This window comes from Pseudacidobacterium ailaaui (genome assembly GCF_000688455.1).
GTDB lineage: Bacteria > Acidobacteriota > Terriglobia > Terriglobales > Acidobacteriaceae > Pseudacidobacterium > Pseudacidobacterium ailaaui.
Window position 1 is genome coordinate 918,131 of sequence record NZ_JIAL01000001.1, and the last position, 22,469, is coordinate 940,599.

22 protein-coding genes are annotated in these 22,469 nt (G+C 58.9%); 6 read left to right on the forward strand and 16 right to left on the reverse strand.

Annotated elements, in window-relative coordinates:
* Positions 1-2: 2 nt before the first annotated feature.
* The 5 genes from N655_RS0104165 to N655_RS0104185 all read right to left on the reverse strand — a co-directional run bounded on the left by N655_RS0104165 (position 3) and on the right by N655_RS0104185 (position 3,900).
* Positions 3-281, reverse strand: a complete 279-nt coding sequence (locus N655_RS0104165) for a hypothetical protein (protein WP_026441977.1) — start codon at positions 279-281, stop codon at positions 3-5.
* Positions 278-1,105 carry a B-box zinc finger protein gene (locus N655_RS0104170; protein ID WP_026441978.1) on the reverse strand — a complete coding sequence of 276 codons (828 nt, stop codon included), beginning with the start codon at positions 1,103-1,105 and terminating at the stop codon, positions 278-280. Before N655_RS0104170 ends, N655_RS0104165 begins: the two co-directional genes overlap by 4 nt.
* The gene (locus N655_RS0104175; protein WP_026441979.1) at positions 1,102-2,070 is read right to left on the reverse strand and encodes an anti-sigma factor family protein; all 969 of its coding nucleotides are present in this window, start codon (positions 2,068-2,070) and stop codon (positions 1,102-1,104) included. Before N655_RS0104175 ends, N655_RS0104170 begins: the two co-directional genes overlap by 4 nt.
* Positions 2,071-2,670: an RNA polymerase sigma factor gene (locus tag N655_RS0104180; RefSeq protein WP_026441980.1), complete on the reverse strand. Its 600-nt coding sequence runs from the start codon at positions 2,668-2,670 to the stop codon at positions 2,071-2,073.
* Between the two features lie 231 nt (positions 2,671-2,901).
* Positions 2,902-3,900 (reverse strand): tetratricopeptide repeat protein, encoded by a 999-nt coding sequence (locus N655_RS0104185; protein ID WP_162173484.1) that lies wholly within the window; start codon positions 3,898-3,900, stop codon positions 2,902-2,904.
* A gap of 107 nt (positions 3,901-4,007) precedes the next feature.
* Here N655_RS0104185 and N655_RS0104190 point away from each other — a divergent pair, with 107 nt between their 5' ends.
* On the forward strand, positions 4,008-5,021 hold the full coding sequence (locus tag N655_RS0104190) for a LacI family DNA-binding transcriptional regulator (protein WP_026441982.1): 1,014 nt from the start codon (positions 4,008-4,010) through the stop codon (positions 5,019-5,021).
* A 49-nt stretch (positions 5,022-5,070) separates the two neighbouring features.
* Here the strand turns inward: N655_RS0104190 and N655_RS0104195 are convergent, their stop codons facing one another.
* From N655_RS0104195 to N655_RS0104210, 3 genes are all read right to left on the reverse strand, one after another.
* Positions 5,071-5,826 carry a TIGR00266 family protein gene (locus tag N655_RS0104195; RefSeq protein ID WP_026441983.1) on the reverse strand — a complete coding sequence of 252 codons (756 nt, stop codon included), beginning with the start codon at positions 5,824-5,826 and terminating at the stop codon, positions 5,071-5,073.
* Between the two features lie 41 nt (positions 5,827-5,867).
* A complete protein-coding gene (locus N655_RS0104200) occupies positions 5,868-6,206 on the reverse strand; it encodes a hypothetical protein (RefSeq protein ID WP_026441984.1) in 339 nt (112 codons plus the stop codon).
* A gap of 193 nt (positions 6,207-6,399) precedes the next feature.
* On the reverse strand, positions 6,400-7,968 hold the full coding sequence (locus N655_RS0104210) for an acyl-CoA mutase large subunit family protein (RefSeq protein WP_044933951.1): 1,569 nt from the start codon (positions 7,966-7,968) through the stop codon (positions 6,400-6,402).
* A gap of 131 nt (positions 7,969-8,099) precedes the next feature.
* Here N655_RS0104210 and N655_RS0104215 point away from each other — a divergent pair, with 131 nt between their 5' ends.
* Positions 8,100-9,260: a PHP domain-containing protein gene (locus N655_RS0104215; protein WP_026441987.1), complete on the forward strand. Its 1,161-nt coding sequence runs from the start codon at positions 8,100-8,102 to the stop codon at positions 9,258-9,260.
* A 52-nt stretch (positions 9,261-9,312) separates the two neighbouring features.
* Here N655_RS0104215 and lpxA read toward each other — a convergent pair whose 3' ends face one another.
* The 5 genes from lpxA to N655_RS0104240 form a co-directional block, all read right to left on the reverse strand.
* On the reverse strand, positions 9,313-10,089 hold the full coding sequence (gene lpxA / locus N655_RS0104220; RefSeq protein ID WP_026441988.1) for an acyl-ACP--UDP-N-acetylglucosamine O-acyltransferase: 777 nt from the start codon (positions 10,087-10,089) through the stop codon (positions 9,313-9,315).
* Entirely contained in the window at positions 10,086-10,607 is a 522-nt protein-coding gene (gene fabZ, locus N655_RS0104225) for a 3-hydroxyacyl-ACP dehydratase FabZ (RefSeq protein WP_044933953.1), read from the reverse strand. Before fabZ ends, lpxA begins: the two co-directional genes overlap by 4 nt.
* A 136-nt stretch (positions 10,608-10,743) precedes the next feature.
* The gene (locus N655_RS0104230) at positions 10,744-11,310 is read right to left on the reverse strand and encodes a Spy/CpxP family protein refolding chaperone (protein ID WP_026441990.1); all 567 of its coding nucleotides are present in this window, start codon (positions 11,308-11,310) and stop codon (positions 10,744-10,746) included.
* Entirely contained in the window at positions 11,297-11,761 is a 465-nt protein-coding gene (locus N655_RS20665; RefSeq protein WP_026441991.1) for a hypothetical protein, read from the reverse strand. The genes N655_RS0104230 and N655_RS20665 overlap by 14 nt, the downstream gene beginning before the upstream one ends.
* Entirely contained in the window at positions 11,758-12,336 is a 579-nt protein-coding gene (locus N655_RS0104240; protein WP_026441992.1) for an RNA polymerase sigma factor, read from the reverse strand. Before N655_RS0104240 ends, N655_RS20665 begins: the two co-directional genes overlap by 4 nt.
* A gap of 101 nt (positions 12,337-12,437) precedes the next feature.
* On the opposite strand from N655_RS0104240, the gene rodA reads away from it, so the two are divergent.
* The 4 genes from rodA to N655_RS20670 all read left to right on the forward strand — a co-directional run bounded on the left by rodA (position 12,438) and on the right by N655_RS20670 (position 17,394).
* Entirely contained in the window at positions 12,438-13,538 is a 1,101-nt protein-coding gene (rodA, locus tag N655_RS0104245; RefSeq protein WP_026441993.1) for a rod shape-determining protein RodA, read from the forward strand.
* A gap of 333 nt (positions 13,539-13,871) precedes the next feature.
* Positions 13,872-16,706, forward strand: a complete 2,835-nt coding sequence (locus N655_RS0104250; RefSeq protein WP_026441994.1) for an Rne/Rng family ribonuclease — start codon at positions 13,872-13,874, stop codon at positions 16,704-16,706.
* Between the two features lie 59 nt (positions 16,707-16,765).
* Positions 16,766-17,197, forward strand: coding sequence for a hypothetical protein (locus tag N655_RS20730; RefSeq protein WP_202900312.1), 432 nt, complete (start codon positions 16,766-16,768; stop codon positions 17,195-17,197).
* Positions 17,194-17,394: a hypothetical protein gene (locus N655_RS20670; RefSeq protein WP_162173453.1), complete on the forward strand. Its 201-nt coding sequence runs from the start codon at positions 17,194-17,196 to the stop codon at positions 17,392-17,394. The genes N655_RS20730 and N655_RS20670 overlap by 4 nt, the downstream gene beginning before the upstream one ends.
* Before the next feature lie 107 nt (positions 17,395-17,501).
* Here the strand turns inward: N655_RS20670 and N655_RS17235 are convergent, their stop codons facing one another.
* The 3 genes from N655_RS17235 to N655_RS0104270 are packed head-to-tail and all read right to left on the reverse strand — an operon-like array spanning position 17,502 to position 22,342.
* A complete protein-coding gene (locus tag N655_RS17235) occupies positions 17,502-19,217 on the reverse strand; it encodes a lytic transglycosylase domain-containing protein (protein ID WP_069955806.1) in 1,716 nt (571 codons plus the stop codon).
* A 52-nt stretch (positions 19,218-19,269) separates the two neighbouring features.
* Positions 19,270-22,008 carry an ABC transporter permease gene (locus N655_RS0104265; protein ID WP_238324483.1) on the reverse strand — a complete coding sequence of 913 codons (2,739 nt, stop codon included), beginning with the start codon at positions 22,006-22,008 and terminating at the stop codon, positions 19,270-19,272.
* A gap of 7 nt (positions 22,009-22,015) precedes the next feature.
* Complete coding sequence (locus N655_RS0104270) at positions 22,016-22,342, reverse strand: PadR family transcriptional regulator (RefSeq protein ID WP_026441996.1); 327 nt, start codon at positions 22,340-22,342, stop codon at positions 22,016-22,018.
* Positions 22,343-22,469: the final 127 nt, after the last annotated feature.

A 22,469-nucleotide genomic window follows, 5' to 3' on the forward strand; every position in this document is an offset into this window, starting at 1 on the left:
GGCTATCTCTCCTCCCCGGCATGGTTGTCAGCCGGCACGATCTGGACAGGCGCTGCTGTGGAGGGAGGTGCAGGCGGGGGATATGGAGGAGGATAGGCCGGCGGTTCGGCCTTGGCCAGGGCCGCCATCTGCGCCAGCTTGAGGACGCCAAGAACAATCAGGTAGAGGGGCCAGCTCTTTCCGTAGCTCAAAATCCCCCATTCGTCCAGCAGAGCGGTGATGCCGAAGGTAAGGATCATGGCCGGACCGGTAATGCGCTGCAAAAAGATGTACTGGTTCATTGCGTACCTCCACTCTCGCGCATATGGCGAAACAGCAGCCATGCGCCGACCGCAATCACAATGATTGGCCATCCACGACCAACCCAGTCAAAGCGCAGGATACCCAGTGTGCTGAAGAGAAAGAGCATCCCCGCAGCAATCAGAACAATCGCGCCCACAGGCTCTGGACGGCGTCCCAGAGGACCGCAGCAGGACGGATCGCCAGGGACAGGAGGGATAGGAGGCACCGGCTCATATCCGGGCGGAGGCGGCACCGGAGGGACTACGCCAGCAGCCTGTGCCGCATCCGTGGAGGGAGATGCAGAGGGCGGCCAATTGCGGTTTGGGATGCCCATCTTCTGCCCAAGTTCGTTTAACCCGAAGGGGTCCGGCAGTGGTAATCCGTCGCGCCGCGCTTTGGCTGTCTGGTGGGCGTCGAAGACCTGATAGAAGACCCAGGCAGCAATAAATATGCCGAAAATGCCGTGTTCGCTGCTGATGCCAACCAGCACGACAAAAACAAGAACATGAATCAGGGCCTTGATGAACTGCCCGTTGTACATGGCGCCTACGCCGGGAATAAAACCCAGCAGGGCCGCCAGTCCGGGGTTTGGCAGATCGGCCCCGGAAGCCGCTGGCGCCGTACCGCTGATGTTGTAGTTCACTCCCCCTGGCGCAGTCCCTGTAAAACTGTAATTCGTTCCGCCGATGCCGAGCTTTGCCGCAAGGCACGGCTCACAATAAATCACACCGGAGACCTGGCGCACACAGGAGGAGCAAAGCGGCTTGCCGCAGTTCTGGCAATAGGCCGCTACCGGAATTTCAGGATGGTTTGCGCAGTTCATACCAGGCTCCTTTCTGCCTGGGCTGCTATGTTTCTGACAGCCAATTCATTTCCCTCTGAAGTTTGATGTCTTGCAGCGTACCGTGCCGTGGAATGAAGGAAATCGCCCTTCCCAGCAACGACAGCATCTTTCGTCGTCCTGGGCCAGGTGCAGACCCGCACCCGCACACCCCATGCCCTGGGCGAAGGCGAGAAGTCAGCCTCTCTTCCGCGCGACAGGGTGTGAGACCACAAATGCATCCTGAGGCCCGCCAATACCTTTTGTCCACGCAGGACCTCTGTCGGAACAATCCCATTCTGCGGACCCTGCACTTTTCCGCCGTTTTTGTGGGACTGCTTCTCGTCCTTCTGGTCTTTCCGGGAAGGCTGCTGCTCGGTCTCCGCCTCGCGGCGTAGTTCGCGCATCCTTGATTCCAGCTCATAGACCAGCCGCAGGTTCTCGTAGTAGCTGACCATCTGCTTTTTGGCACCATAAAACTGACGTGCCACTGTAGTTTGGAGCGCCGATGGCTTTAAGTCCGCCAGCCGCACGCCTTTCAGGTTCACGCCTGCCAGATTGAGGGTCAACGCGATAGAAAAGAATGCCATGGCCACCGTCATCAGCAGACGCGTATCGCGAAACGCCCGCCGCACCGCCATCTGGGCCAGATGCGGGACTGCCGGCTGGATGCTTCCGCCGGCGACAGCCAGCTGGGGCAGCATTGCGCCGCTGGTGCGACCGAGAATCTTCGTTACCAGGTCGGCCGGCGCCTGTGGCTCCTCATGCAGAAACCGCAGCCACTCCTGTCCCTGCTTTGCCTGCGCCAGCATCTCAGCGCAGGCCGCACAGTCCTGGGTATGGGTGGTGAACACCGCTTCGTCGTTGACGGAAAGGACGCCATCCAGCGCATCGGCCAGAAGCGTCTCCCATGCTTCACAATCGAGCGGGCCTCCCGTGTTTTGCCGGAATGGATTACGCTCAGACATCTAAACCACCTGCCTTCCACTACGTTCCAGAAGACGCGCCAGCTCCGCCCTTCCGCGGCTGATGCGCGACTTCACGGTCCCTTCAGGAATATGTAAAACCTGTGCGATTTCTTTGTAGTCCATGTCTTGCAGATCGCGCAGGATGACTGCTTCGCGCAGCTCCGGCGAGACTTTCGTCAATGCCTGCTGCACCATTTTTTCTAACTCTTTTTTTGCTGCCTGCTCATGTGGCGTCGGCCCTGGATCCGAGATCCGGTCTGACAGCGGACTGGCAGACTGCTCCTCGCCGCCGTCCCATCCGGCGTCCATAGAATCTGTGAGACGCTGCTGTTTGGTACGACGAAAATGGTCTACCAGAAGGTTCCGGGTCAGGGTCGTGATCCAGGTGGGAAAACTCCCTTTGGACAGATCAAACGCCGCCAGATTTCCGTAGATTTTAAGAAAAACTTCCTGGGTCAGGTCCTCTGCATCGTGCGACGACCCGGTAAAGCGATAGCAAATGGCATAGACACGGCGATGGTGCGCCTTGACCAGCTCCGTCCAGGCCAGGGAATCTCCGTCCAGGCACCGCCGTACCACCAGTTGCCAATCTGCTTCCAAATGCCTCTCTCCAGCCCTGCCTTGCAGACGGGGAGTTTCCCTGACAGCCGGCTGCCAGGGGCCTGTGGATTCCCGTCTTACCTCCACGGCCCTGGTTCCAGTCCCTGCGGCCTTTGCCCGCTGGGGTGGAAATCCATTCCACGTTATAGTGGCGGCTGCGCTCATGCAACAAAATACGCAACCAGGGCGCTCCTGGTTCCGTTTTCCGCGGCGTCACGCGCAGCGTCTGTTTTATTTCGGCTCGCCTGCCGTTTTCGTCCCATATTGCTTCTGAGCAAGGGCAAATTCCTGCCGTGCACGGTCCTCCATCCCTGCCTTGCGCAGGGCCAGACCCAGTTCGTAGTGCAGATGGGCCTCCTCCGGTGCCAGCGCCACCGCCATTTCCAGGTGCTGGACCCCTTCGCCCAATCTGCCTGCGGCACTGAGTGCGCGCCCCAGCTTTTCCTGGCAGGACGCGCATTTGGGATTGATGGCCGCGGAGCGCTCAAGCAGTGGGACCGCCTCAGAAGGCCGCCCCTGGTCCAGAAGAAAGCCCCCGTAATTCAGATACGGCCACTCATCCGTATGGGGGTCCTTGTCGGCCAGCGCCACGGCTTTGCGGAACGTCTGCTCCGCCTCGGCCATGCGGTTTTCCATGCTATAGACCAGACCCAGATTTTCTGTGGCCCGCAGATGGCCTGGCTCCAGCATCAGCACCTGCTGGAAGGCGTGTTCGGCCTCTCGAAAGCGGCTCTGCGTATAATCCGCGCGGCCCAGTGCATACCATGCCTCGGCGTTCTTCCCGTCAAATTCCACCGCCTTCTCCAGCCAGTGGATGGCATCCGGATAATCATTGAGCAGCACATAGTCCAGCCCCACAATGCGCAGGTCCTCTGAGTTCGGGGTGCGCAGTTGTGCCGCATGGGTCATCGTGAGCAAAGAATCTCTGGGGCGGTCCTCCCGCTGCTGTACCATCCCCAGGGTGTAAAGAGCATCGGGAGAGTCAGGATGGCGCACAAGGTAACGGCCAACGGCCTTTTCGGCCTCCTGGAGGCGGCCCAGCCGCAGCAGCGATCTGCTCTCCAGCAGCAGGGCATCCGTAGCGCCGGGGGAGTTCTGCTCGGCCTGCTCGAACAGAGCTGCGGCTTCGTCCCACTGCTGAGTATCATAGGCGGCCCTCGCTTTTGCATACAGAGTGTCCTGCGCACCGGCAGGCAAGCACAGCAAAAACAGAGGAACAAGAAGAAGCACTCGCATTCTGCGAGGATATTCTATTTGCCCGCCATTTCCCCGTGCCACCGGCACACGCGGCCGCCCGTGTTGACGGGCCACGGAAAGGAGTGCGATGGTCATAGTTTATGGAACGAAAGCCCACCATGAATGACGTTGCGCGGATCGCAGGCGTCGGGACCATGACCGTATCGCGCGTATTGAATGGCTCGGCAAACGTTACCGAAGAAACGGCCCGCCGCGTCTATCACGCAATTGAAAAGCTCGGCTACCGTCCTAATGAAATGGCGCGCGCGCTGCGCAGTCTCAAATCGCGGACCATTGGCCTGATCGTTCCTTATCTTTATGACCAGTTTTTTGCCACCTGTGCCCATGCAGTCAACATGGTCGCGCGGGATCAGGGCTATTCTGTGATGCTTACCACTTCCAACAATGATCCTCATACCGAGTATGAGGAAGCACAGTCTATGGTGCAGCGCCACGTCGAAGGCATGGTGATCATTCCGGCCGACATCCGTAAATCGCGCATCAATCAGTCAGACTTCAGCGGCACCCACATCGTTACCATGGACCGCCCCGTTCACGATAGTCGCATTGACTCCGTGCAGGTGCAGAACCAGCGCGGGGCCAGGCGCGCCGTGCAGCACCTCATCCAGCAGCACAAGCACAAGCGCATTGTCTTTCTTGGATACAATCGCAACCTCTACACCGTACGGGCCCGCTTTGAGGGCTACCGCCGGGCCATGCTTGAAGCACGTCTGGAACCGGAGGCCACCTTCGAATGCTCATCGGAGGAAGTCACGGCAGAAATCCTGTCCACAATGCTGCAAGGCAAGGCCCCGGCAACGGCCTTCTTTACTGCAAACAATCTGACCACACGATATGCGCTTCACGCGCTGGTGGACAGCGGCGTAAAAGTCCCGGACGAAGTGGCCCTGGTGGGCTTTGATGACTTTGAGCTGGCCGACATTTTGCATCCGACCCTCACTGTGGTACGCCAGCCCGCCGCAGAACTCGGCCGTGTGGCCGCAAATCTGCTCTTTGATCGCATCAAGCGCAGTGAATTTCCTGAAGAGGGCAGCCACGTCGTGCTTCCCGTCGAACTGGTGCTGCGGCGATCCTGCGGCTGCAAAGGTCGGTAAAGGAGCGGAAATCCAGGGCCGCATCCTTGCAGAAAGCCCCGGGAAAAAATCACATCCCCTTCAGGATCGAGCCGACGATCCCGCCGACCACCCCGGCCTCGGTGGTTTCCCGGGCCTGTTCCTGGGGCATGTACTGCATCAACTGGTGCGCGAGCTTCGAGATCGGCAGGGTCTGCAGCCAGACCCGGCCCGGACCGGTAAGAGCAGCCAGAAAGATCCCATCGCCGCCAAAAATCATGTTCCGGATGCCAGATATGCGGGTAATCTGAAAGGACACTGTCCCCTGAAAGGCCCCAACATGGCCCGGATGCACACGCAGCATCTCTCCCGGAGCCAGGTCTTTCACAATGAGCTCGCCGGAAAGCTCAAGCCATGCCATGCCTACGCCGCTGACCTTCTGCAAAATGAACCCGTCGCCGCCAAAGATGCCGGCGCCCAGCGATTGCTGAAAACCTACACCGAGCTGGATCTGCGGGGTAGCGCACAGGAAGCCATGCCGATGGATGTAATACTCATGCCCACCGCTGACCTCTACCGGAACGATGTGTCCGGGGACCTTCGTGGCAAAGGCGACCTCTCCCGCCGCACCGATGGCCCGATACTCGGTCATAAAGAGCGTGCCGCCCCCGATGACGCGCTTGAAAGCGCCGAAGATGCCCCCTCCTCCTGCCATCTGCGTATGGGTCGTCATCTGGATGGAGCTGCTCATCCAGGAGAGCTCGCCCGCCTCCGAGATGACAGACTCATTTGGCTCAAGCAGCAGCTCAAGCACCGGCATGGTAGTTCCCTGGATACGGCTTTGCATAATCGATCCGGCTCCTGTAAGAACTATAGACTACCCATCCTTCATCCCTGTGTATAGCCCCGGCGATATCCGCGCATGTAGGCCTCGCGATACTCAGACTGATACTGCCAGAAGGGTCCTCCCAGCTGCGGACTGTACCCGGGTGTATTGGCATAGCGTTCGCTGTAGGTCGGGCGAAAGCTGTGCCCTTCCAGACGATCGCGCTCCCCATTCCGCATTCCATCGGCAAAGCCATTCTGCCGCGCCACCTGGACGATCGGCGGAAGATAGGCCGCGGCTGGCGGAGGGGGCGGAGCCACATAGTAAGCGGGGCGATTTTCGCATCCGGCCAGCAGGGCAAGCGCGGCCAGGAGCAAAAGTCCGGCAGTGCTGAATCTCATCGGTCTACCTCCGTGTCACATTGGCATGAACAGCACACAGAGGGGAAAAGTTTTCGGAGTCTTTTTCGCAGAAGCTGGGTTTGAAACTGGCTGGATTGAAACCAGGATTGTCCACTGCGGCAGGAAGAGCGCCTGCACATCTCCGCAGAGGGGCCTTGATGCCCAGTCGGCTGTGAAACCGCGCGATGCGGGCTTAAACCACAACGCTTTCCTGGTACTCGCCAAACACTTCTCGCATGGCCCCGGCAATCTCTCCTACGGTGGCGTAACTTTCCACCGCTTCGAGAATCGCTGGCATCAGGTTTTCTCCACTACGGGCGTGCTCCTTGACGCGCTCAAGGGCGGACTGCCAGCGGCCCCGGTCCCTTCGCATCCGCAAAGCTCGGACGCGCTCCACCTGCCTGCGCTCCAGCGCTTCATCCACGCGCTGCACCGGCACCGGAGGCTCCTCCTCACGGGTAAACCGGTTCACGCCAACAACCACCGTCTCGCCCTGGTCTACAGCGCGCTGGTACTCATAGGCTGCGTTCTGGATCTCCTGCTGTACCCATCCCTGCTCGATCGCCGGCAGCATCCCTCCTCGCGCTTCAATGCGGTTGAGATAGGCCTTGACCTGCTGCTCCATCTCATAGGTCAGCGTTTCGATACAGAAAGATCCGGCGCAGGGGTCCACGGTCTGCGCCACGCCAGATTCACAGGCGAGTACCTGCTGGGTGCGCAGGGCAATGCGCGCGGCCTCTTCGGTGGGCAGAGCAAGGGCCTCGTCATATCCATTGGTGTGCAGCGACTGCGTCCCTCCCAGTACGGCAGAAAGGGCTTGGATGGCCACCCGGACAATGTTGTTCTCTGGCTGCTGCGCTGTTAGCGTAGATCCCGCCGTCTGCGTATGAAAACGCAGCATCCAGGAGCGGGGATTTCTGGCCCCGAAGCGGTCCCGCATGATATAGGCCCAAACGCGACGGGCGCAGCGGAACTTTGCCACTTCACGCAGAAAATCATGATGTGCATTGAAAAAGAAAGACAACCGCGGAGCAAACCGGTCTACATCCAGGCCGGCATCGATGGCAGCCTGCACATAGGTCATGCCGTTGGCCAAAGTAAAGGCGACCTCCTGTGCTGCCGTGCATCCGGCCTCGCGCATGTGATATCCGGAAATCGAGATGGTGTTCCACTCCGGCACTTCCTCCTGGGCCCAGGCAAACATGTCGGTAATGATGCGCATGGCGTGGCGGATGGGATAAATATAGGTCCCGCGTGCAATGTATTCCTTCAGAATGTCGTTCTGCACAGTGCCGGAAAGCTTTCTGACATCCATGCCGTTGCGCCGGGCCACGGCAACATACAGGGCCAGCAGAATGCAGGCCGTAGCATTGATGGTCATCGAGGTCGAAATCCTGTCCAGCCGGATGCCGTCAAAGAGCCGCTCCATGTCCTCGATCGAGTCAATCGCTACACCCACTTTGCCGACCTCGCCCAGGGACATCGGATCATCGGAGTCATAGCCAATCTGCGTGGGCAGGTCAAACGCCACCGAGAGCCCGGCGGTGCCCTGTTCCAGAAGAAATTTGTAGCGTCGGTTGCTCTCTTCGGCATCTCCCATGCCTGCGTACTGCCGCATGGTCCACAGCCGCCCTCGGTACATGGTCGGCTGGATGCCCCGCGTAAACGGGAACTCGCCCGGAAATCCCAGGTCACGGACAGGATCAAAGCCAATGGCTACAAGGTCTTCGCGTGTGTAAACGGGTTTCGTGCTGTCAGACATGGTGAACAGAGGAGGATAGCAGAGCGGTTACGGAAATGGTGCCTGGTTACTGATATTGTTGGTCCTTTTTCTTCCCCGTAATGCCGCATTCATGGTGCAGACCGGATACTGGCCGCAGCAAGGAGAAGCGTATGACGGAGCTGCGGCGTATCTCGTACTTGTGGAAAGACCCCAACGTGGCCCAAGGCTATTCCACCGGAGTTTCACTGCACAGCCATACCAACCAATCCAAAGAAACACTCGATTTTCTGGCCAACCTGGGAGCACAGTACGGGTGGATGCGTCCTCTTCTGCGCGCCGGCGAACGGCGCTCCCGCAAGCACAATGTCTCTGTCAATTATGCGGCGGCATACTGGACGCCTCCTTTGACCCCGCGGCTGGCCTTTGAACTGGAAAACCGGCAGATTGAGAAGCTCGGCCTGATGCCGCTGGTCTCGCTCACCGACCATGACACCATCAGCGCCCCAATGCTGCTGCGCACCATTGCCTCTGCACGGCACATTCCGGTTTCTGTGGAATGGAGCGCCCCAATTGGCGGAGACCAGTCGTTTCATCTCGGCATCCACAACCTGCCCAGCGATTCCGGCGCCTCGTGGATGAAGATCTTTGAAGAGTACACGGCAAACCCGGATGAAAAAAAGCTGACCGAGATCCTGGCCGCCCTGCACAGCCTGCCCAACGTGCTGATTGTCTTCAATCATCCTATGTGGGACCTTTATCTGATTGGCGAGGCCCGGCACCAACTGCGCGTGCAGGAGTTTATGGAAGCCAACCACGAGTTCATCCATGCACTCGAACTCAACGGGCTGCGCCACTGGCAGGAAAACCGTGCGGTGAAGAAAATGGCGCAGCAGTGGCGCAAGCTGCTCATCTCAGGTGGTGACCGCCACGGAACAGAGCCTAATGCAAATGTGAACCTGTCGCATGCGGCAACCTTCACCGACTTTGTCCATGAGGTGCGCTACGAGGGACGCAGCCACGTGCTGTTCATGCCGCAGTATGCACAACCCTGGAAACACCGCATCCTGGAATCCACACTCGATGCCATTCGTGATTACCCAGAATTCCCACAAGGATCACGCCGCTGGGACGAGCGGGTCTTCCACCCCGACTGCAACGGGGTCGTTCGTCCGCTGCGTGAACTATGGCCAGGCGGAGAAGCACCCTCCTATCTGGGCATGGCCATCAAGGCCGTGCGCCTGATGGGCAGCCGTCCCGTCGCCGGAGGGTTGCGCATGGCATGGAACGAGTCCCGCGAACTGAAATTTGCCCTGGGGGAAGAAGTCGTTTAGCGGACGCGGTGGCCTGGCACATCTGGCACAGGGCCACCGACGACCCGCCGGACTACTTCACCACACCGCGCCCGGAGGACTCGATAAACTCGATCAGATAGGCCACATCTTCCGTGGCCACGCCTTCACTTTTCAGCTTTTCGAGTGCCTGCGTGGTGTTCATCTTTCCCGCCAGCAGATAGCGATAGGCATGTTGCAGCGCGCGCAGCCGCTCACGGTCAAACCCCCGTCGCTCCAGGCCCACTTTATTCAGCCCATAGGCATGGGTCTCGCGCTTGGCTGAGGTAAGAGAAAACGGAAGGACGTCCTGCACCACCGTGGTGCCTCCACCCGTGTAGGCATATTTGCCGATACGGCAGAACTGGTGCACCTGGTTAAGAGCGCCCACGGTGGCATAATCCTCAACAATCACATGACCAGCCAGCGTTGCCGCATTGGCAAGAATGCAATGGCTGCCAATCACGCTGTCGTGGCCGATGTGCGAGTAGGCCATAATCAGGCAATGACTGCCGATCTGTGTCGTTCCGCCGCCACCTGCCGTGCCGCGAGAGATGGTCACGCACTCCCGCACCACATTGTCATCGCCCATCACGACGCCGGTCGGCTCCCCTTTGTACTTCAGGTCCTGCGGGGCCACGCCCACACAGGCAAAGGGATAGAACCGGTTCCGTGCACCAGCGCGCAGATGGCCGTCGAGCACTACATGCGAGACCAGCTCGCACTCCTCTCCCAGCACCACGTCTGGGCCGATGGTGCAATAAGGGCCGACGGTGCAGGACTCCGGTATGACCGCCCCAGGGGAAATGATCGCTGTAGGATGGATGCTCACTCTTCTGCCACCGCAGTCAGTGCCGGGGCCTCGCTCTGCGCTTCCTGCCTGCGCCGCGGGACAAGCTGGCACATGATGATCGCTTCACAGGCAAGCTTTCCGTCCACCATCACCAGTCCCTCCATGCGGACCGCGCGCGTCTTCCACTGCAGAACATTGATCTCGATGCGAAGCTGGTCGCCGGGGACCACCGGACGACGGAACTTGGCGCGCTCAATCCCGGTAAAGACCATCAGTTTGTTTTCGCGGTCAGGGACCTCAGTGAGCAGCAGTGCGCCTCCGGCCTGCGCCATGGCCTCGATGACAAGCACGCCCGGCATGATGGGATAACTGGGGAAGTGCCCCTGAAAAAACGGTTCATTGATGGTGACATTTTTGATGGCGACGATGCGCTTCCTGCGCTCCATCTCAACGACACGGTCAATCAGCAAAAAGGGGTAGCGATGGGGCAGAATCGCCATGATGTCCGTAATTTCCAGCACCTGGCGCGCCTCCGGTGTGTGGGTGTGGTTCTCCATATCTGCCAGAGGTCATTATACGTTCTGCGAAACAGATGCGGTGCTGTCTTCACTGCTCTTGCGGCCTGCGCTGAGAATGAAAATTCTGCTCAAAAGCACAAGGAGCGGCCTCAGCTCAGGCCGCTCCTCGTCTGGCTTACTGCGGAGGCTGGGGCGGGGCGCCCTGTCCGTCCTGAGGAGGCTGCGGAGACGGTCCATCGCCCCTGCGCCCGTCCGGACCGGGACCGAAGCGATGCATGAGGATGCGCCGGTCCTCGGGCTGAATCGTCTTCAGCTTCTTCCACTGGTCCGGCGTCAGCACCTTGCGGATCTCCAGTAGCATTCGCGCATTGTTCTTTTCCAGCTCCGCCCGCGCCTGGGCAATGGCATCAATCTGCGCCAGGATCTTGCCCTCATCCGGCTGCTCGGCCTCCATCAGAGGCTGCATAATCAGCTCCTGCTTCTGAACCGTCGCGCTCAGATCGACCAGCTTAAGGCGGTTCTGTTGAAAGATGTCGTCCATCTTCTTTTGCTGGTCGGCCGTCAGGCCAATCTGCTGCGCGATCCGTGGATTGTCCCACCAGCGCCCATGCAGCATCCTTCCTTCAAAGGCCCTTTCCATCGGTGGAGGCTGCATCAGCGGCCCCTGCGCCTGCGCGCGCGCCCCACAGAAGAGGGCAAACGACAGTACCATTGCACCTGCATATTTGCTAATTTCTCGCATTGTTCTTCTCCCGTTGTCCTGTTGCACTCTGATCACTTCCATACAGCGAATCCAACTCTGCCAGCGGACGCATCGCGTCCGGCACCGCCTCAGAAACCTCGTCGGCCACCTGGTCCAGCAACTCGGCATCTGCTTCGCGCTGCTTTAATGCCTGCTGTTGCTCTGCCATGCGTGCCATTTGCGCATGATGGCGGTAATGGCCTGCGGCCGGTAACAGCACCGCCACTCCAGCCAGAGCGGCAAAGGCCCATTCCAGCATGATCCGTCGCTGCGCTGAACGCCTGCGCCGCGCGGCCTGCTCAAGCTGTATCAGCGTAGGCCGGGGGCCTTCCTGCTCGGCAATGTGCCATACCGCTGCCCGAAACTGCCGGATGGCATAGGCCATGTTCTCCAGGTCGCGCCGCGTTGCCGCATCGCTTTCCATCTGACGGATTGCCCGATTGCCTCTCATGCCATGCCTCCTGCCTTTGCCCTTACTGCTGCCAGCGCCCGGTACAGATGCGTCTTGACCGTGCTCTGGTTCATCCCCGTAACTTCTGCAATCTCTTTCAGTTCCATTTCCTCTACAAAGCGCAGCACAAAAACGCTGCGCTGTTTGGCGGGCAGCCGGTCGACTGCGTCCCATACCGCCCGGACCTGTGCCCGCGCGGTAAGGCTCTCCTCTGGAGAGCTGCGCTCATCCGGCAGCCAGTCACTGACGTCCATAGGGTCCAGGGCCGATTCTCGCGTCCTGGTCCAGAACCGCATCTTCCGGCTGCGCAGGTGGTCACGCAACAAGTTGGTGGCAATCTTCATCAGCCAGGTACTCAGGCTGCAATCGCCTCTGAAGCGATCCCGTGCCATGTAGGCGCGAAGAAAGCAGTCTTGCGTCAGGTTTTCCGCCGTGTCGCGGTCGCGCAGCGAGGCCAGCAGAAACCGAAAGATGCGTGGACGATACAGCCGCACGACCTCGTCGAAGTCCGCCAGCTCCAGCAGCGCCTGCTCTTCGGTCACCGGCGCCATCTCTGTCACAGCGATCTGTTCCATGCACAGGAATAGACGGGAGGGGCAGATTGGGAGTTTACGCACCATCCATGAGCAAGCAGGTCCTGTCCGTGTTGACTTTGCGCGATAATGTTTCCTAGCAGATGCGCCGCTTTCTTTCGTTCCGCGATTTTGACTGGACCCTGCTCGGGTTCGTCCTGGTGCTTTCCATCATCAGCATCCTTGAAATCTACAGCGCTACGCTGCACACCAAGTTTGTTGGCTTCCACAAGATGCAGGTCCTGTGGCTGCTGGGCGGTCTGGCGGCCATGTTTGCGCTCTCCGTCATTGACTACCACCGCCTGCTGGACTGGATCCATTGGATTTATGGCTTTTGTATCGTCTCCCTGATTGCGGTGCTGGCCGTAGGGACCCGGGTCAACGGCGGAAAACGCTGGATCAAGCTGCCGGGTGGCATCCATTTCCAGCCTTCCGAATGGGTCAAGCTGGTACTGATTGTGGCCGCAGCCCGATATTTTTCCAATCTGGCGGGAAAAGAGATTACCTGGACAGACATTTTCAAGGCCCTGGCCCTGGTCGGGGTGCCCATGTTGCTCGTGCTCAAACAGCCTGACCTGGGGACCGCCCTTACCTATTCTCCGGTGCTGATGATCGGCCTCTTTCTGGGAGGAATTGACTGGAAGAAGGCCGGAATCATCATCCTGGTCTGCCTGCTGGGGGCCGGCATCATCTGGAAGAGCGGCAAGGTGTTGAAACCCTATCAGAAGGCTCGTCTCACCAGCTTTCTGAACCCGGAAGAAGACCCGCGGGGTTCGGGCTACCAGATTTTGCAGTCAAAGATTGCCGTGGGTGATGGCGGCGTCTTTGGCCGCGGAGCCACCAAAGGGACGCAGACACAGGGTGACTTCCTGCCCATCCCATACACGGACTTTATTTTTGCCGCCTACTGTGAGGAACACGGGTTTATCGGCGCGATTCTCGTCTTGCTGCTATACTTTTTAATATTGATGCGTTTGATTCAAAACGCTCAAACAGCCGCCGACCTGCCGGGTACGTTCATCGTGATGGGCGTAGTGGCCGTGTTGATCTTCCAGATCGCGGTCAACATCGGTATGGTGATCGGGCTGATGCCGGTTACCGGAATCCCTTTGCCATTAATGAGTTACGGAGGGTCTTCGGTGCTGTTCACGTTTCTGGCTCTGGGCATGGTGATGAACGTCCGCATGGGCCGCTTCGTGAACTGAAAGGCACGAGAGGTTTTTTGTTCCGGTTTGCGCTCTTTTTGGGCCCAAACCGGGAGGAAAGTTTTCAGGAATTTAATTATTAGCCGGCCTGAGGCGGATCGCCCTGCCGGTCAGGACCAAGGAATGAGCGCGCTGAGACGGGTAACGGCCCCGCCAAACAGATTGGCTGAAGCGGTCACAAAATCTCTGCGCCCAGATAGCCTTCCCGAAATCAACCAAAATTTTCATGGACCACAACGGTCCCCTGGAGTCTGGTGGAATACGGCCATCTCATTGTCATCTCTGGTCTCGTCCGGTTTTCCGGTGTGATCTGCCTCGGCTGAAAGAGGCAGTATGTCAAAAGAAATTTGCATCTCCAGCACGCCGCATGAGACGCGGCTTGCGATTTTAGAAAACGACCAGCTCGCCGAGATTTATTACGAGCGGGAAAATGAATACACCCTGGCCGGTTCCATCTACAAAGGCCGCGTCACCCGGGTCCTGCCCGGAATGCAGTCGGCCTTCGTGGACATTGGACTCGAACGCGATGCCTTCCTCTATGTAACCGACTTTCTCGAAGAGCAGGAAGATTCAGCGGACTTTGAGCGCATCAGCGTCCCACCCGCCCCGAAGGCAGAGAAAGCAGAGGAGCACGAAGAACAGCCATCCGCCGCGGAAGAACCGTCTGAGCAGGCCCCGGAAGGCACACGCCGCTGGCGTGGACGCCGTGGTCGCCGCGGCCGTGACACTCGCACCGCGCAACAGGCGCAGGAAGAGAACGGACATCGTCCCGAAACGCCGGAGGCAGTAGTAGAAGAAAGTCCTGCCGCGGAACCAGCAACGGTCCCCGAGCAGGGCCTTCCAGCGCACCTTCCCATCCTGCTTCCCGGCGAATCTCTTTCAAAATATGGTGGCAGACCAGCATCCGAGCCGGAAAGTCCTGCTCTGTCCAGACCGGTCTACACCACCTCCAAACCCTCTACTCTGGTAGAAGGCCCGATTGCATGGACAGGAGGAGATCTGCTTCCCGGTGAGTCGCGCGCCTGGCGTTCAGTCCGCTCCGAACAGGCAGCAGTCGACGGAGAAGCCGCAGCGGCCGTGGTCCCTGATCTGCCGGAAGTCCAGCCGGAGGAGGCCTCCGAGGCCTTTCCTGAGGCTGCCTCTCCTGAGGCATCGCCCACATCCCAAAGCGACGAAGACCAAAGCGCGACTGCAGAAGCACCGGTACCCGTCGAGGCCCCTGTCGCAGTCCATGAAGCTGCGGCTCTAGAGCCGGAAGCGCCACTGGAAACCGTCGAAGAGGTCCAGGAGTACGAGCCAGAAAACGCCCAAGCTTCACACCGCGTTGACATTACCTCTTCTCTTGAGTTCCGCGTCCCCGCCGCCGAGGAAAATGGACCCGCTGCTTCTTCCCTAGAGCCTGAGGAAGCCGCCGAAGTCAGCGAGGCTGTTGCCCCTCTGCAGGAACCTGCCGAAACCGCCGCCCAGCCGGCCTTTGAAGTGGAATATCAGGAAGAAGAGCAGCCGGCCCCAGCCGAGGAAATCCTCGAACAGGACGGTCAGCCGGCACACGAGTTCGCCCCGGGACCCGGCACCCTTGAAGAAGAAGTCATTGAAGAAGACGAATACGACTTTGAACCGCTGGCGGCCCATGCCGATGAGCAGGACATCGAGGACCTCGAAGAAGAGGTGCTCGACCATGAGATAAACGGCGCAGACCTTGGCGCCATGGTCCGCGACCTGCACATCAATCAGCGCGTCCATTTTGGTCCGGAAGGCGCCTTGGTGGAAGAGGTCGATGAAGATCTTCCCTCGGAAACGGCGGAATCCGAAGCCGAGATGGAAGATGTTGAAGAGGCCGAAGAAGAAGTTGAGGAACAGCAGCAGGGACCTGACCAGGTCCAGCGCGAGCGCCGCCGCACCCGTGGACGCCATGGCCGCCGTCGCCACGGAGGAGTCCGCCGCGCCACGGCACAGGTGACCGACATGCCGGCCATTACCGAGCTGCTGAAGCCGGGGCAGGAGATCCTGGTCCAGATCGCAAAAGAGCCCATCGCCAAGAAGGGCGCACGCATTACCAGCCACATTGCTCTGCCGGGACGCTTTCTGGTCTTCATGCCGACCGTCAACCATGTTGGCGTCTCACGCAAAATCTCATCAGATGAGGAACGCTACCGCCTGAAGCGCATTCTCATCAGCGAAAAGGGCGCGGCTTCCGGCGGATTCATCGTCCGCACGGCTGCCGAAGGCGCCAGCGAAGAGGAGCTGCGCGCGGACCTGCGCTTCCTCATCAACCTGTGGAACGACATTAAGCACCGCTCGGACGAGGCCAAGGCCCCGGCCCTGATCTATCACGACCTGAATCTGGTTGAGCGCGTGCTGCGCGACCAGGTCAGCGAGAGCTTCTCCACGATCTGGGTGGACAGCGAAGCAGAGTACGAGCGCGTGGTGCGCTTCCTGAACCGCTTCCAGCCCTCACTGGTCCGGCGCGTCAAGCTCTATACCAAGGAGACCCCGCTCTTTGAGCAGTTCGGTATTCAGGACGAAATCTCCAAGGCCCTCAAATCCAAGGTATGGCTGAAGTCTGGCGGTTCGATTGTCATCAACCAGACCGAGGCCCTGGTGGCCATTGACATCAACACCGGCAAATACGTGGGCAAGACGGCGCGGCTGGAAGACACCATCCTCAAGACGAACCTGGATGCCATTCCGGAGATCGTCCGTCAGATCCGTCTGCGCGACCTGGGCGGCATTATCGTCATTGACTTCATTGACATGGACGAACGCAAGAACCGGCAGAAGGTCATGCAGGCGCTCGAAGAAGAGCTGAAGAATGACCGCGCTCCTTCCAAGGTGCTGCAATTCAATGACTTCGGACTGGTTGCCATCACGCGCAAGCGGGTAAAGCAGTCCCTGGAGCGTACCCTGAGCGTTCCCTGCTATATCTGCTCCGGCACAGGCATGGTGAAGAGCCCGGTGACCGTCTGCAATGAAATCTACATTGAGATGCGCAAGATGCAGAAGCACCTGGACCGCAATGATGTGCTGCTGCGCGTACATCCGGAAGTGGTCAAATCACTCAAAGCCAACAATGCGCGCTGGCTGAACGAAATGGAAGAGATGACGGGCAAGACCATCATCGTCAAGAGCGATCCGACCATCCATCCGGAACAGTTCGACATTCACTGACCCGCGGTCAGTCCCGGACGCAAAAAGGCCCTGCATTTCGCAGGGCCTTTTTGCTTGCCTTGATGCAGCAGACGACTTATTTTGCTGCTTTCTTTGTTGCCTTCTTGACTGCTTTCTTTGCGGGGGCTTTCTTGGCTGCCGCCTTCTTTGCAGGGGCCTTTTTCGCCGCCGCCTTCTTTGCAGGGGCCTTCTTGACCGCTGCCTTCTTTGCTGCTTTCTTTACTGCCAAATTAGTTTTACCTCGTTTGCTTGATTTTTTACTGCCGGCGCTCTTCTTTTTGGCCGCAGACTTCGCAGCCTTGCCGCCGCCACGAGCGCTGGACTTGGCGGCAGATTTCTTTACGGCCTTGCGGGAGGCCGGAAGCTTTTTCGCAGCCTTTTTGGCTGGCGCTTTCTTCGCTGTTTTCTTTGCAGCCTTGCGGGCTGCTTTTTTCGCAGGCGCTTTGGGCGCAGCCTCAATCTTTTCTTCGGCGACGGAAGAAGGTACTTGAGCCGACGGCCTCTCTTCCTCCTCATCTTCCAGATCATCGTCGTCCGAAGAGATCGAGATACTTACTTCCTCTTCTTCGTCATGGTCAAAACCATCATCCACTTCTTCGGATTCATGGTGGCTGTCAAACTCGCTATCGTCCTGCGCGAAAAGTTTGCGGTCATCCTGCATAAAATGTCCTCCGGCTGCGGCACCTGATTTCAGTTTGAATCACAGAGGGCGCGCAAAGTATCCGCTTTCCCTGTGCGCGGATTATAGCAACAGGATGCAATGCATTTCCAATGAAAGCAAGTATTTCTTGCACTCTACCGCCCTGCTTTCGACCGGTGTGACGCGGTTGCCTTTGTCTGTGCATGCACCTGCTTTGCGCCCGCTGTTGTGTGGTGAGATGCGCTCTGGACACTTCGCGCCGTCTTTTTGCGCCGTGAGCGCGACGATGCAGAGATGCGCGCAGGTTCGGCCACATAAAGACGGCGCCCTGGAGCAAGCGTGCTTGTCTTCAGATGGTTCCAGCGACGCAACTGGTCCACAGTAACGCCAAAGCGGTCTGCAACCGTCACCAGCGTATCTCCGCGCTGCGTTTTGTACATGCTGTTGTGAAGCGAGGATGGTGCGGCGGCCGGAGCGACAGGAATGACCAGCGAATCAACTCCGCTCAGGTCACCGTCTGTGCCCAGCTGGTTCACAAATGCGATTTCTGAAGCGGACACGTGATACTGTCTGGCCACCGCATCAAGCGTCTCACCGGAAGCCAGTACATGGAACCGCCAATACCGCCGCTTGTCCTCAGGAATCTCCGCAATGCGCTTCTCAAATAAATCCTTCGTCCCCGGAGGAAGATGCAGATCATATGGCTCATCCGGAGGGGTACTCATGCGCAGAAGGCTTGGGTTGAGCGCAATGATCTCCTGCAGGGGAGCATTCACCACGTCAGCGACAAGACGCAGGTCCACAGCATAGTTGGTCGTGACCGTATCATCCACCAGAGGAGGGTCAGGGGCCAGATCGGTCAGCCCATATTGTTTTGGGTTTTTTGCCATGATGGTCACGGCAAGAATGATCGGCACGTAGTTCTTGGTCTCAGCCGGAAGGTTGTTGCGACGGTAGAGCTCCCAGAAATCGGCATAGCCCGTTCGTTCCACGGCGCGCTGGATATTTCCCGCTCCCCAATCGTAGGCGGCCATGGCCAGATACCAGTCGCCAAGCTGGTCATAGAGCTGCTTGATCCAGCGAGCATAGGCGCGCGTGGCCTTCTCCGGATCAAAGCGCTCGTCGTACCATCCGGTGCGCGAAAGCCCATAGGGCCCGTAAGGCATAAACTGCCACATGCCGCCGGCCCCCGAACGCGGATTGACGGCCTGCGGACGGAACCCGGACTCGGCCACCGCCTGATAGATCAGGTCCTGGGGCACACCCTCCTCTTTGAGGATCTTCTGGATCATCTCCCGGTAGCGGCCTGCGCGAGTGAGCGCACCCACAATGGTGTTGTGGCCTTTTGCAGTGTTGCTGAAAAAGTTGATGTAGCTGGCAACATAGTCATTGATGACCAGAGGCAGGTCAGACTGCGTGGTCTTCAACTCGGCTTCTGCCTGCGCGCGCACCTTTGGATCTACCGGAAAGGTCACATCATTGGCCACATCCACGGGAGCGTCTCCCTGGTGTTGCACGCCCTGCGGTCCGTTTTCGCGCAAGGCATCCATCTCCAGCGTATTGATGGCGTCCACGATGTGGTCAAATTCTTCGCTGATGACCGGATCGTTCTTAATATCAATGCCGCTGCGCAGAATCAGATCTACAGCGTAGTCAAAGTTGGAGCGGGCCGCGGCAAGCTGCCCATTGCGGTAATTGCTTAACCCCGCCTGATAGGCCTTCTCCACGCTGTCAATCAGCGTCTGGTCACGCTGTGAGATGGCCGGCAGCGAAGGCTGCGCTTTCTGCGCAGAAACACTCTGCTGCGCGAACGCGCCGCCGCTCAGAATGGCCGCGAGGAGCGCGGCAGATGAAGACCTGAAAACAACCATGCCGATGTACTGCTTTATTGTAGTGGCTGCTGACGGGACGCGTCACATTCTTCTACTCACTGCGGAGCGCTTCTACCGGGTTGACCGATGCGGCTCGATGAGCAGGCAGCACCGCCGCCAGCGTCAGCATCAGCGCCGTAAGGCCCAGGGCAGATGCCAGCGCGACGGGATCAAACGCAGTGACCCCAAAGAGCTGGCTGCGAAAGAGCCTGGCCAGCGCAATGGTCGCAGGGAGCGCCACGGCAGCAGCCAGCACCGTGATCCAGCCCATTTCCCGGACCACCATGAAGACCACCGCCCGTCGCTGCGCACCAAGAGCAAGCCGTACGCCAATCTCGCGAGTACGACTCTGCGCAGCGTAGGCCAGCACTCCATAAAGCCCGACGGCAGCCAGCATCATGGCCAGCACAGCAAAACTGATGGCCAGAATGGAAAGCGCGCGCTCATTCGAAGCACTGATGTCCACCTGCATGTCCATCGTGCGCAGGTCGCTGACAACAAGCGTCGGGTCAAGGTCGTGGACCGCGCGCCGGATTGAGGACTCTATCGCTTCCGGTGACTGCATGCTGCGGACATAGATCTCCACACCGCCCGGATGCGGGTTCTGAAAATATGGGCGATAGATCGTAGGGTCAGGCACCTGCTGGCGAAGGTCCTGGTGCTTCACATCTCCCACGACGCCAATGATCACGGTATCGAACGTCGGATGTTCATCCAGTGCTCCGAGCATGTGTCCCAGGGCCTTTTGCGGAGTGCCGAAGAATTGCTTTGCAAAGGCAGCATTCACAATCGCAACTTTGGGCGCGTTGCCTGCATCAGCAGGCGTAAAATCGCGCCCCGCCAGCAAAGGCTGCCTGAGAGTGGCAAAATACCCGGGCGTGGTCCAGGGTGACTCGAAATCATCCGGCTCGTTTTCACCCCGCTTGTGACCTTCAATGACAAAGCCGTTCACGGCATTGTTCCCGGTAAGCTCCGGATCGGTGGTGGCAGCAGCCATTTCTGCGCCGGGAATACGGCGCACTGCTTCCAGTGCTGCGCGGACCAGCTGCGAGGTCTGCGCTTCACTGTATCCTGATTCGGTTGGGTCCAATCCGAAGGTCACCAGATGCTTCGTCTCAAAGCCAACATTCTGGTGCCGCAGATGGTTCAGCGTGCGCACGAAAAGCCCCGCCCCGCCCAGCAGCAGAACACTGAGAGCAATCTGAACGCCAACAGCAATTTTGCGGAAAAGCTGCGAGCCTTTGCTCGCCGTTCCTGTGCTCTGTCGCAGAGCGTTGGCCAGCTCGGGCCGCACAAAATGCATTACTGGAGCGATGCTGAAGAGCAAACTTACCGCCAGCCCAAGCGCAAGCGTAAACAGCAGCACGCGCGTGTCGATGGCAGACGAATAAGGCTCGGCGCCGGGATCGGAATGGGTCAGGATTCTCACCAGGACCCGGGAAATCATCGGAGACAAGACCAGGCCGGCTGCCGCTCCAAGAAGCCCGAGCAGTCCGCCCTCCATCAGCAATTGCGCAGCAATCCGCCCGAATCCCGCGCCTAAAGCATAGCGCATGGACATCTCCCTTGCGCGCGCCGTGGCCCGGAGCAGCAGAAGCATGGCAACATTCAACGCGCACATTGCCGTCAGCAGCCCGGCCATGCTCAACAAAATCACAAGCGGCATTTCCAGCTCCTCACGGTTGGGCGAAAAGCCAGTCGAGTCGTCTTTTACGAAGAGATGAGACTTTTCAACGAACCTGTCCTTGAACGTCGGCGACGGCAAGGTCTTATAGAGCAATAGTTCCTGGGCGCGCAGGGAGCGCCATAGCGGAGCAAGTCCAGCTTCAGCCTGCGGAATGGTGACACCCGGCTTCAATCGCGCGACGATCGTAAGCCAGATGGAGAGACGATTGTCGAGTTGATGATTCGGCGCCATGGAGGGAATGGCTTCATCCACCATCGTCACAGGCAAAAACACTCCCGGGCGATACCCACCGATCGCGCTGTGAAAACTCTCCGGCGCCACGCCAACGATCACAAAGGGATGGCCGTTGACAAGCACCCTTTGGCCTACGACATCCCGCGATGCAGCAAAGCGCGTACGCCAGTAGTCATAGCTCAGGACGGCGACCGGGTTTGCGTCCTTCTGGGTCTCATCAGCGGAAGTAAACAGCCTGCCGAGCGCAGGCTTCAGTCCCAGCACCTCAAAATAATTGCCGCTCACCAGCTCCGCGTCTTTGTCCTCGGCCTGGTCGTGCCAGGAAACTCCCAGGCTGGTCCGGACCGCGGACAGCACGCCGCTGAAAACCTGATTGTGGTCGCGCAGGTCTTTGTACATCGGGTAGGAAAAGTAATCTCCCAGGTCGCCGCCAAATACCGAAGCGGAACCTGAGAATGACCCCTTCCAGCTCAGCCGCACCAGCTCTTTCGGGTGCTCGACCGGAAGCATGCGCAGCAGCACCTGATCAAACAGGCTGAAGATGGCCGATGTCGCCCCGATACCCAGCGCCAGCGTGAGCACAGCCGTAATGGTGAATCCTGGCATTTTTGCAAGCTGACGGACCCCATAGCGAAAATCGCGCCAGAGGCTTTCCATCCCGAGAGAAAGGTCCATAGCAATCACGCGCTCCTTCGTAGCGGTTGGGTTTCCAAAGCACAGCAGGGCCTCGCGCCGCGCCTCTTCGGCAGACATGCCTGCGGCCATGTTGTCTTCCGTGCGCATTTCAATGTGCGACTGAAGCTCGGCCTGCGTCTCACGCTCGAATCGCGAGCGGAAGAAAAGATTGATCATGCGGCGAAGCAGCGGCATCTTCACCTCACGCGTAGCGCAATACAGCGCGTACGCCCTTCACCAGTTGCTCAAAGCTTTTTTCTGCAGCATCCAACTGCTTCCGGCCCGCAGGAGTCAGGCGATAATATTTCGCCTTGCGGCCGGTTTCCGTAATCGCCCACTCGGAACGCAGCCACCCGTTCTGCTCCATGCGGTGCAGCGCCGGATACAGCGAGCCTTCTTCCACGTTGAGCAGCGCGTCTGAGGCCCGCTCGATGTGCAGCACGATGCCATATCCATGCAGCGGGCCTGCCTGAGACAGGGTCTTCAGCACCAGAAGATCCAGACTTCCCTGAAGATCGTGTTTCGCCATTCCTGATACCTATCTTTCTTGGTATGCAAGGAGCATACGCCTAGATATATAGGTATGTCAATCAATAGAAACATTCGCCGCAAGCATGCTTTTATGGTCCTGTTACAGAAAATTCAACAGGCATTCA